Source organism: Acidithiobacillus sp. TH-A36 (assembly GCF_057473445.1).
In genome coordinates this window covers 1-8,438 of record NZ_JBYCKP010000688.1, presented here as the reverse complement: position 1 = coordinate 8,438, position 8,438 = coordinate 1, and the positions used below count along the sequence as shown (strand labels likewise).

The following is an 8,438-nucleotide window of genomic DNA, read 5'->3' as shown; positions in this document are numbered from 1 at the left end:
CGGTATTGCCCTTTGCCAACAACACGGAAACTCCGTTGGCCAATGAACGTGCGGCAGCACTGGCAGCGGGTATTTTACAAAGTGACAATCAGCGCCTGTTGGGGACCCTGCCCATTCGTAGCCGGACCCAGGCATTACTGGGTGGCGACTGGAAAAAAGAGTACGCGAATGCACTCGGTAGCGCCCGCAGTGACGGGGTGCATTACGCCTTGGGGGGCAGTGTTGATGAATGGAACTACCGTGCGGGAATCAACGCCGAGCCTGTTGTGACCATGACACTCTGGATTGTCGATGTGCCTGCGGACAAGGTGATCTGGACGGGGGTAGGCAGTGCCCATGGCGGAAGTCTGGGACGTGGTGGCACCGGCGGACTGGCGCAGGGACTGATTCACCGCCTGATTGATCGTGCCATGAATTAAAGACCCGATGAAAATGCGTGTACAGATAGTGACGGCGCTTCCCCACTGGGGAGCAGGATGGCTGGAAGCCATCCTGCTCCCTGCCCTGGGAATTTTATTGGCCTGGACTCTGGATCCTGGAGACCCTCTGTTATTAAGGCAACCTTTTCCATGGCTTCTGATCATTCCATTACTGATCGCGCTGCGTTATGAGTTAATGCCTGCACTGCTTTCCGTAGCGGCACTTGCCAGCACTCTTTTCTGGCATAAATATCCAGAAATACGAAGCCTGGAAATATTTGCCGGAACCGTACTGGTTATTCTCATTGCGTCAGAATATGCCGGATTTTGGGCCAGGCAGGAAGCGGGACGATCCTTGCAAGAGGAAATTACTGCCACCCGCTTTCGACAGTTATCCGACGATCTGTATGTGACGCGAATTTCACAGGACCGTCTGGAACAAAGTCTGCTTTATCAGCCCATGTCGGTGCGGAGTGCCTTACTCGAAATCAAAAATCAGCTGGCACAAAAACAGGGACGTCTGGACGCTGAACTTGCCTATAACACGCTTTATTTTTTAAATCAGCTGGTTGGGGTTCAGATTGCCAGTCTGTATGATATCCAGTCGGGGCATCATTCTCCGCGTTTAATTGCCGCATTTGGTAATGCACAACCCTGGCAGGAACAGGACCCTGTCCTCAGAGAATCTCTGAATAGTGGCGAAAGTCAGTCTCTGGCTGATCTGGAGATCACCCGGTTTCGCCATTATATCAGCGTACACATACACAGGAGTCTTAGTAGACACGATTATGTGCTGACTATTGAGGAAATGTCTTTTTTCGCCATCAACAAAGAAAGCCTGCAAACTATTGAAGTCATTTTTCAGTATCTTTGTACCTATGCTGAGTCCCTTGCCCAGGCTGCCCCCTTGTTAAAAATATGGTCTGACTGTCCTCCAGAGTTTGCGACGGACTTCATGCAATTACAGAAGCTCGCACAACGGGTACCGCAAGTTGGTATCATGGTTCGTTATGATTTTCATACCGGTCCATATGCTGAAAAGGTTTTGGATTATCTGCAGCGGTTGCGTCGAGGCCTGGATGTCCTCTGGCTCCACAGAGAAGAGGAGAAACTACAGCTGATTGTATTATTACCTTTCGCAGGCAGCATGGCGGCAGAGGGCCATTTTCAGCGCATGCGGACTGAAAGCAGCTTGCATTATGGCAAAGAATGGGAAAAAAGCTTTATTCACCATAAGATTTTCTCAATCAGCGCGCAGCATTGCGAAAAACAGATCAAACAACTGTTTGACTCAGAAGTGTCCATATGAATTCATTCAGCAGCAACACATCTCTGCTTATTTATGGTCTTTACTGGTTTCTCTGTCTTTTGACCAGTTATCTGATCGTACCAAAAACCGGGCAAACAGTGGATAAAAGATTTCCTTTATTACTGTTCGTCATTATTGCATCGGTGATACCTTTATTTGGTCCAGCAGTCATACTGGTGTATGCCATTTTTTTGCGGAGTGTCGCATGGCGGCTCCATGAGCCCGAACTTGAGCCAGTCAAACTGCCGCCGGTCATGCGCGACATCCGGCTCACCACATCCACAGTAGCTCCTGGAAGTGTTGCCGCACGTCTTCGCCATTCCCGGGACCCGCGACAAAGATTGGCCGCTGTTTCCCAGATCGCCGAATCACAGTTTTTCAATCAGTCGCAATTGTTGCGTGGAGCACTATCAGACGAGGCGGAAGAAGTGCGTTTGTTGGCCTATGCCGCCCTGGATCGACGTGAACAGGAAAATACCGAATTACTGATACATTTGAATGCGCAACAAACACACGCCCACGAAGCGGGAACCCTACGGCGCATACAGGATTCCAGGCAATGGCTTTACTGGAACATCCACCACACGGAGGCCCGTGAAATGGCTACACCTTCATCGGCAGGCGCGCCAACAAAATGGGAGCCAGACTATGCAAACATGGACCACGATTCTCCGTCCATGAAGCTGCTTATGGGTCTTCATCTACTGGAAACGGGCAAAGTAGATAAAGCCATTTCCGAAATGAAAAATGCTGAAGCAAAAAAGATTGCCAGCAGTATTGTTGCCCCACACCTGGCTTCGGCCTATTTTCGAAGCAGAAATATTGACAAAATGTTCGATATTTACCGGGCACACCCAGAACTGAAACTGTCTCCACGATACGGCCCCTCCTTTTCTTTTTGGACAGGAGGAAAGCCATGATTCCAGTCCGGCAAGCCGATTCAGTAGACATTCTCCTGGTTCTGGAAGGCACCTTTCCCTATGTACGTGGCGGAGTATCGTCCTGGGTGAATCGTCTGATACTTGGATTTCCTGAATATCGCTTCGGTGTCATTTTTCTGGGCAGCACGATTGAGGACTATACGGCAAAGCCCTATACACTTCCGGATAATATTTGTTACTACGCCGAGTACTTTCTGTATGGAGCCAGTGATCATTCCGGAAATAATCATCATTCCAAAGTCTCAACAAGCGAACTTTCTGCAGTTGCAGATGCTCATCAGGAAATGAAAAAATGTCTTTCAAAATGTGAGGCTGGTGTTGATATCAGCCAGTACGGAAATGTTTTTAATATTTCCCAAAAAGCTTTTTTTGAAGACAGAAAAGTCTGGGATTATTTCATCGAATGCTACTCAGAAATTCCTGACCAACCCTCTTTTGTAGACTACTTCTGGACGATACGTGGAATGCATGCCCCCCTCTGGTTTCTCCAGATGGCCATGCAAAACGCCCCGGAATCCCGGATTGTTCACTGTCCATCAACAGGTTATGCAGGATATCTTGGAACTTTACTCAGCAAAGCCTGGGATATTCCACTGATCGTTTCAGAGCATGGAATTTATACCAAAGAAAGGCGCATTGATCTCATGCTCGCGCGCTGGATTCATGAGGACGACGAATTCCTCCGTCAGGCTGGCAGAATGCACTATCTGCGCCACTTGTGGATTCGTTTTTTTGAATTTATTGGACGCCTGACCTATCAACAGGCGCAACACATTATCAACTTGTATTCGGGTGTGGTCGAACTCCAGATCGCCGATGGCGCCGATCAACAAAAATTAAGTACGATTCCCAACGGAATTCCGGTCGAAAATTTCATAAGCTGTCGAGTCTCTTTTGCAGAACGTAAAAACATTGTTGCCTTGGTGGGCAGGGTGGTTCCTATCAAGGACATCAAAACCTTCATTCGCGCCGCGAAACTCATTCAACAAATGGAAACAGATACACCTGAATTCTGGATTGCTGGCCCCATTGAAGAGGATGAAGAATATTATCAGGAATGCTTTCTGTTAGTAGAGCATCTCGGTTTAAGAGAAAAAGTCAAATTTCTGGGATATGTTCCGGTACAGGATGTTCTCAGCCAGGTACGTCTTACTGTTCTTAGCTCCATTAGTGAAGGTCTGCCTCTTTCTGTTCTTGAGAGTTTTGCTGCTGGAGTGCCTGTAGTAGCCACAGATGTTGGCTCCTGTCGTGAACTTGTTTTCGGAACCAGCAAAGAAGATAGTGCTGAACCGGCGGGAAAAATAGTACCCATTGCCAACCCGAACGCATTGGCAAAAGAAATTCATGCTCTACTGAATGATTCTGACACCTGGACGTTCTGCAGTAAAAATGCGGTTGACAGGGTAGAAAAAAATTATCGGGAGGAATACATGTTTGCAAGCTATCGCAGCCTTTATCAAGCCGGGATGGCTAACTGAACATGGCCGGCATTGGATTTGAGTTACGCAGGATTCTCAAACGCAGAACCTACTTTTCATTACTACAGGCGTACGGCTTCGCGGGAATTGTTTCTTCAGGACCATGGTTGTTATCTATTTTTGGCATCCTGCTTTTAGGCTTTCTGGCCATGAGCCAGAATGAGCACAGCTCAGCCGTTATTGAGTTTCAGGTTTCGGTAACTTATCTGATCATGTCCTCACTGATTTTTACTGGCCCTGTTCAGTTGCTGTTTACCCGTTATATTGCTGACATGCTTTTTGCCCGGGAAAAAAAAGCCGTCATATCCATCATCCTCATGATGATCGCCAGCATCTGTACCCTCGGTATCATTCTTGCGTACGTCATAGCAACCCTGTTTTTCAGCAAAACCCCTATTTTTTATCAGTTCCTGATGGGTACAGGCTTTGTAGAGCTCTGCGGGGTATGGATTCTAACGATTATGGGAACCAGCCTCAAAGACTATAAGGCTCTGGTTGCCTGGTATCTGGCGGCCTACACAACAATTGTCTTGGCAGGCATCTATCTGGGAGCCGATGACGGTCTATATGGTTATTTGCTGGCTTTCGATCTCGGTCAGGGTATTTTGTTAATGAGCCTGGGGGCCATGGTCATTCGACAGTTTCCGGGCATGCTCAGCTTTCCAGGGAGTGTCCTCAGCACTCAGCGCATGTTCTGGTCTCTTGCTTGGGTAGGACTATTTTTCAACGCCGCCGTCTGGGCAGATAAACTCTTGTTTTGGTTCACTCCAGACACCAGCGCTCTGGTCATTGGACCGCTGCGCGCTTCGCCAATTTATGATGTACCCATTTTTCTGAGTTATCTCCTGATTGTACCAGGCCTGGCCATGTTTCTCTTTCGCCTTGAAACTGATTTTGTGGAAGCTTATGAAGCCTATAATCGTGTCATTGTCGAAGGTGGAAATTATTCTGAGCTCCTCATAGCCAAACAGGGGATGATCAACGCCACCAGAACCGGTTTATGGGATATTGCCAAGGTGCAAGGCATAACCGTCATATTTGCCATCGCCTTTACTCCGCAAATACTCAGCTTGCTGGGTTATCCCGTCAGCTATTCACGAATTTTCCAGTTTGACGTTATTGGCGTCAGCTTGCAACTTTTATTCATGAGTATTTTGAATGTTTATTTCTATATGGATTTACGTGGTCGCAGCACTTTAATGACCTTGATCTTTTTTTTAGGAAATGTCATTTTTACCTGGTTAAGCTTACAGGGTGGCCCGTTTTTTTATGGCATGGGATTCATGTTTTCTTTGTTTATTGCTGATATACTGGGACTTTTTTTGTTGCAACGAGACTTGCGCGACATCGACTTCATCACCTTCGTTAGATCTCATTAAAATATAAAGGACGTTAAATAACATGAATTCAAAACAGCGTGCAGGAACCATCTTGGTGGTCGGTGGTGCCGGCTTCATCGGCTCCCACACGGTAGAGCTTCTGCTTTCTGAAGGTTATCACGTCCGTGTTCTGGATAACCTCTCCACCGGAAAAAGGGATAACTTACCCGCAAGTCATGAACGTCTGGATTTTATATTGGGCGACATGACCAATCGAATACTCCTGCATCAAGTCTGTGAAGGCGTGACCCACATATTGCATGTTGCCGCCCAGGTTTCCGTCATCAGAAGTCAGGAGGACCCTGTTTTTTCCTGCCAGCAGAACATTCTGGCTTATGTTGGCGTTCTCGAAGAAGCCCGCAAACACCATGCGCGCCTTGTGTATGCATCTTCGGCAGCTGTATATGGTAACCCCACAAAACTGCCTCTGAATGAAGATGAACCAGCTTTGCCAATTTCTCCTTATGGAATGGAAAAATATACGAACGAGCTATATGCAGACCTCTATGGCCGCATGCATCGACTTTCTCATTTAGGATTACGATACTTTAATGTTTACGGTCCCCGACAGGATCCCCAATCCCCCTATAGCGGGGTAATTTCCCGTTTTGTGGCTCAGGCGCTTTCCCGGCAGGCGCTGACCATTCGTGGTGATGGCAGCCAGGAACGCGATTTCATTCATGTCAAAGATGTTGCTCAGGCCAACGTGGCAGCACTTGTCGGAAAGGCTCAGGGGACCATCAACATTGCTCGAGGAGAAGCGACTACCATTCTCAACCTGGCAAAAACTATCCAACAACTTGTCAGTGCGCCATCCCATATTGAATGGGTTCCACCCGTAGAAGGAGATATCCTCCGTTCCATTGCGGATAACGGGCGAATGCGCAAGCACTTATGCCAACCTTTCTGGTCTTTATCAGAAGGTATTCAGGATTTATTGCAGGCACGGGTTATCTGACAAGCGGCTTAAGCAGTTGCTGGCTGGCATACGGGCTCTGACGCAAATTGCACGCGCTCTCAAAAAAAAAGCGCCGCAATTGCGGCGCCCTGGGCGATGATCATCCGCTAGGGATTAGATCTCGCGCACGTCCTCAGCCTGCATGCCTTTGGGGCCGCGAACACTGTTGAACGATACACGTGCGCCTTCTGCCAGGGTCTTGAAGCCGCTGCCCTGAATGGCGGAATGATGCACGAATACATCTTCTTTGCCATCTTCAGGAGTAATGAAACCGAAACCTTTACTGTCGTTAAACCACTTTACTGTACCTGTTGCCATTTGATGCACTTCCTATTGCGTAAATTCGGACCACGTGTCCAATGGCGAGCATAGGGACTATTCTGGAGACATGCAAGGCATTTCGTAAAAATTTCGCACCAAATCATACATTGTTGACGAAAACAGGGATTCTCACTAAGGTTAGAACCAACCGTCCGGTATGTAACAGATGCAAAACAAGGAGGTCACCATGCAAGTGGGTTTCGTAGGACTGGGGCAGATGGGGTCGGGAATGGCAGCCAGGCTGCTCACTTCCGGAGTCAATCTGAAGGTATTTAACCGCTCTCCCGGGAAAATGCAGGCGCTTGTTGATCAGGGCGCAGCGGCGGAAAATCTGGATGTTCCATTGCCCCTGGTGAGCCTCTTGCGTGATCGCTTTATTCGCCTTGCTGCGGAGGGCGGCGCCATCCGTGACTGGTCTGCCATCGGCGCATTGGCCGCAGAGGACGCCGGTCTTCTGTCCTGAAAGTCGGTAATGCTTCACAAGGAGAAAACCATGTCTGAGCGATTGGTTACGCCCGCGATGACCGCATGACTTTGTATGCTCACTCCGAACGCATCCAGAAGAATGGGATGCCCGCACTTTCCCCGCTTTGTGATTAACGGTTAAGCTGTTTTCTGTTCGCCAATTTTCAGGAGATCACCTTATGGATGTACGTGCCGCTGTCGCCTATGGCGCCAATCAACCCCTCGTCGTCGAGACTGTGCAGCTGGATGGTCCACGCGCCGGGGAAGTGCTGGTGGAAATCAAGGCGACCGGGGTTTGCCATACAGATGCCTACACACTTTCCGGCATGGATCCGGAAGGACTGTTTCCTACCATTCTTGGTCATGAAGGTGCGGGCGTGGTGGTTGAAGTGGGTGCGGGGGTGCGCTCCCTGAAACCCGGAGATCATGTTATTCCCCTTTATACCCCGGAGTGTCGGGAATGCGAATATTGTCTGAGTGGTAAAACCAATTTATGTCAGGCCATTCGTGAAACCCAGGGTAAAGGCCTGATGCCCGATGGCAGCAGCCGATTTTCCAGTCAGGGCAAGCCTCTATACCATTACATGGGAACCAGCACTTTCGCGCAGTACACCGTGCTCCCGGAAATTGCCCTGGCCAAAATTCGCGAGGATGCGCCCTTTGACAAGGTTTGCTATATCGGCTGCGGCGTAACCACAGGCATTGGCGCGGTGATTTTTACGGCCAAGGTGCGCCCTGGTGACAAGGTGGTGGTTTTTGGTTTGGGTGGTATCGGCCTTAACGTCGTGCAGGGTGCCCGCCTGGCGGGCGCCGACATGATCATCGGCGTGGATATCAATCCCTCCAAAAAAGCTTTGGCCGAAGCATTCGGGATGACGCATTTCGTCAATCCCGAAGAGGTGGAAGGGGATCTGGTCCCGTATCTGGTCAGCCTCACCAAAGGCGGAGCAGACTACAGCTTTGAATGCATTGGTAACACCACATTGATGCGTCAGGCTCTGGAATGTTGCCACAAGGGCTGGGGAACCAGCATTATCATTGGCGTCGCCGGGGCTGGCCAGGAAATCAGCACGCGCCCCTTCCAGCTGGTGACTGGACGTAACTGGCGCGGCTCTGCTTTTGGCGGCGCCAAAGGTCGTACGGACGTGCCCAAAATTGTCGACTGGTA

The 8,438-nt window shown here is 49.3% G+C and carries 9 protein-coding genes; 8 read left to right on the top strand and 1 reads right to left on the bottom strand.

The annotated features are described in order from the left end of the window. The 6 genes from AC2VLY_RS17140 to AC2VLY_RS17115 form a co-directional block, all read left to right on the top strand. Window positions 1–419: hypothetical protein (locus AC2VLY_RS17140; RefSeq protein ID WP_486922710.1), on the top strand; the 419-nt coding region annotated here is incomplete at its 5' end. A gap of 7 nt (window positions 420–426) precedes the next feature. Continuing rightward, window positions 427–1,728 (top strand): PelD GGDEF domain-containing protein, encoded by a 1,302-nt coding sequence (locus tag AC2VLY_RS17135; RefSeq protein WP_486922709.1) that lies wholly within the window; start codon window positions 427–429, stop codon window positions 1,726–1,728. Next, a complete protein-coding gene (locus AC2VLY_RS17130) occupies window positions 1,725–2,648 on the top strand; it encodes a HEAT repeat domain-containing protein (RefSeq protein ID WP_486922708.1) in 924 nt (307 codons plus the stop codon). The genes AC2VLY_RS17135 and AC2VLY_RS17130 overlap by 4 nt, the downstream gene beginning before the upstream one ends. Next, window positions 2,645–4,147, top strand: coding sequence for a GT4 family glycosyltransferase PelF (pelF, locus tag AC2VLY_RS17125; protein ID WP_486893746.1), 1,503 nt, complete (start codon window positions 2,645–2,647; stop codon window positions 4,145–4,147). Before AC2VLY_RS17130 ends, pelF begins: the two co-directional genes overlap by 4 nt. Before the next feature lie 2 nt (window positions 4,148–4,149). After that, the gene (pelG, locus tag AC2VLY_RS17120; RefSeq protein ID WP_486893747.1) at window positions 4,150–5,526 is read left to right on the top strand and encodes an exopolysaccharide Pel transporter PelG; all 1,377 of its coding nucleotides are present in this window, start codon (window positions 4,150–4,152) and stop codon (window positions 5,524–5,526) included. A 22-nt stretch (window positions 5,527–5,548) separates the two neighbouring features. Next, window positions 5,549–6,484, top strand: coding sequence for an NAD-dependent epimerase/dehydratase family protein (locus tag AC2VLY_RS17115; RefSeq protein ID WP_486893748.1), 936 nt, complete (start codon window positions 5,549–5,551; stop codon window positions 6,482–6,484). A 114-nt stretch (window positions 6,485–6,598) separates the two neighbouring features. On the opposite strand, the gene AC2VLY_RS17110 is transcribed toward AC2VLY_RS17115, so the two are convergent. Then, complete coding sequence (locus AC2VLY_RS17110) at window positions 6,599–6,802, bottom strand: cold-shock protein (RefSeq protein ID WP_010642828.1); 204 nt, start codon at window positions 6,800–6,802, stop codon at window positions 6,599–6,601. A gap of 190 nt (window positions 6,803–6,992) precedes the next feature. On the opposite strand from AC2VLY_RS17110, the gene AC2VLY_RS17105 reads away from it, so the two are divergent. Continuing rightward, window positions 6,993–7,268 (top strand): NAD(P)-binding domain-containing protein, encoded by a 276-nt coding sequence (locus tag AC2VLY_RS17105; protein WP_486893749.1) that lies wholly within the window; start codon window positions 6,993–6,995, stop codon window positions 7,266–7,268. Between the two features lie 181 nt (window positions 7,269–7,449). Continuing rightward, window positions 7,450–8,438, top strand: a 989-nt coding sequence (locus AC2VLY_RS17100; RefSeq protein WP_486922707.1) for an S-(hydroxymethyl)glutathione dehydrogenase/class III alcohol dehydrogenase, incomplete at its 3' end; no start/stop codon positions are given.

Excerpts from the sequence above, each read along its gene's own strand:
- AC2VLY_RS17110 (WP_010642828.1), bottom strand. The coding sequence starts at position 6,802 with ATGGCAACAGGTACAGTAAAGTGGTTTAACGACAGTAAAGGTTTCGGT.
- AC2VLY_RS17105 (WP_486893749.1), top strand. The coding sequence starts at position 6,993 with ATGCAAGTGGGTTTCGTAGGACTGGGGCAGATGGGGTCGGGAATGGCA.
- pelG (WP_486893747.1), top strand. The coding sequence starts at position 4,150 with ATGGCCGGCATTGGATTTGAGTTACGCAGGATTCTCAAACGCAGAACC.
- AC2VLY_RS17130 (WP_486922708.1), top strand. The coding sequence starts at position 1,725 with ATGAATTCATTCAGCAGCAACACATCTCTGCTTATTTATGGTCTTTAC.
- AC2VLY_RS17115 (WP_486893748.1), top strand. The coding sequence starts at position 5,549 with ATGAATTCAAAACAGCGTGCAGGAACCATCTTGGTGGTCGGTGGTGCC.
- AC2VLY_RS17135 (WP_486922709.1), top strand. The coding sequence starts at position 427 with ATGAAAATGCGTGTACAGATAGTGACGGCGCTTCCCCACTGGGGAGCA.
- pelF (WP_486893746.1), top strand. The coding sequence starts at position 2,645 with ATGATTCCAGTCCGGCAAGCCGATTCAGTAGACATTCTCCTGGTTCTG.